The sequence below is a fragment of the Pseudomonas sp. 910_23 genome (assembly GCF_052850795.1).
The window spans coordinates 1-1696 of the sequence record NZ_VXCZ01000043.1 but is presented as its reverse complement, the minus strand read 5'-3'; the positions used below and the strand labels follow the sequence as shown (position 1 = coordinate 1696).

The window sequence follows — 1696 nt, the reverse complement described above, 5'->3', positions numbered from 1 at the left end:
TCGACGCTGAGCAGGTTGCCCTGGCGGTCGTAGGCATAGTCGACCACACTATTATCGGGCAGGGTTTTTCGTACGAGGCGACCGGCGTGGTCGCGCTCGTAGCGAGTAACTAGCTGACTGCCGTCGTCGCCGTATTCGGTCTTTTCCTGCAGGTGGCCATTGAGGTTGTAGGCGTAGGCGGTGCGTTGGCCGTCGAAGCCGGTTTCGTGCTGGATCAGGCCGTTGGGGTGGTAGTCGAGTTGGTAGGTTTCGCCGACTTCGTTTTCGATTTCGGTCAGCAGTAAGCGAACGTTGTCGTAGCGGTATTTGACCTGGGTGCCGTCGGCGTTGATACGGCGGCTGATCAGGTGCAGGCCATCGGCGTATTCGTAGCGGGTGACGTGGCCGAGTTCGTCGCGTTCGGCGATGATTTTGCCGTAGGGGTTGTAGCTCAATTCCCGGCAAGCACCGCCGGGCTGGATCAGTTTCAGCAGGCGACCGGCAGCGTCCCATTCATAACCGGTCAGTGCGCCATGCTCATCCTCACGGGCAACTTGCCGCCCCAGGTCGTCATAGCGATAACGCTTGATCCCGCCATTGGGCAATTGCTCTTCCAGCAACTGCCCCCGCTCATTCCACACCAGCCGATGGCAACTATGATCCGGGTACCAAACCCCGGTCAGTTGCCCGTGTTTGTTGTAGCTGTAATCGGTAACCTCGCCGTCAGGATCGGTCCTACGCGTAACATCGCCTTGCTTATTACGCTCGTATTTCCAGACCGCCTCCCCACGCCTCACAACCCGAACAAAACCGTTGTCATGCTCGTAAGACGTCGGCTCATCATCCCCCGGAAACAAAGCCACCAGGCGCCCAGCTTCGTCGTACTGATAGGCCGTCACCGCGCCCAGCGGATCCTGCTCGACGGTCAGCCGGCCCTTTTCATCGTAGGATTTGAAATGCTGCGCGCCGTCCGGATCGATGCGCTGCACCAACCGCGCCCGGTCGTCGTGGACATAGACTTCCTGGCTGCCATCGGCGTTATGCACGGTGACACGACCGTCATCCCCCCAGGCATAGCGCGTGTCCATCTGCGAAAAGCTCGCCCAGTGCCGGACGCAACGCGCCGCCTTGCCGGAGCCTTCCCACTCCCAAAAGAAACTCGCCCCACCGGCCAACTGCCGCTCAACAATGACGTGCTGATCGTCGTACCGATAACGCTCGCTTTCACCAACGGCATTGGTCGCGCAAACCAGTCGTCCGTCTTCGTCATAGGCGTAGGAAACAACGTTCTGCTCGGTTTCCCAGACGTAGGGCTCACGCCCTTTGGCGCGATGCACCTGGTAGTCCACTGCGACGATGCGGTCCAGCTCATAGCGCAACAGCAGCGAGCGACCAGCACCGTTATCCAGCCGCTCAATTCGCCCGGAATGATCACGGAAAATGCGTAGACGGTTGTCATACGCATCGCTGACCGCAGTCAGTACACCGTCGCGAAAGTGATAGAACCGCGACGCCTGGGCCAGCACTAACTCATCAGGAGCCGAGCCCAAGTAGATCGCTGCTTCCGCCAGGCTATTGGTGATTGCGGGTCGAGAGTCGCTGGGCAATGGAAACTGCGTACGGCGGTTCTCATGATCGGTCCACACCACCGAATCGCCCGACACACAAAGCCTGTGCGCCAGCGCATGACTCCAGCCAAACCCCAACCCGCAATCCA

Annotated in this window: 1 pseudogene; it reads right to left on the bottom strand. The window is 59.8% G+C overall.

What is annotated here, in order from left to right:
- A pseudogene (locus FW800_RS27230) lies at positions 1 to 1696 on the bottom strand (type IV secretion protein Rhs); the annotation flags it as partial.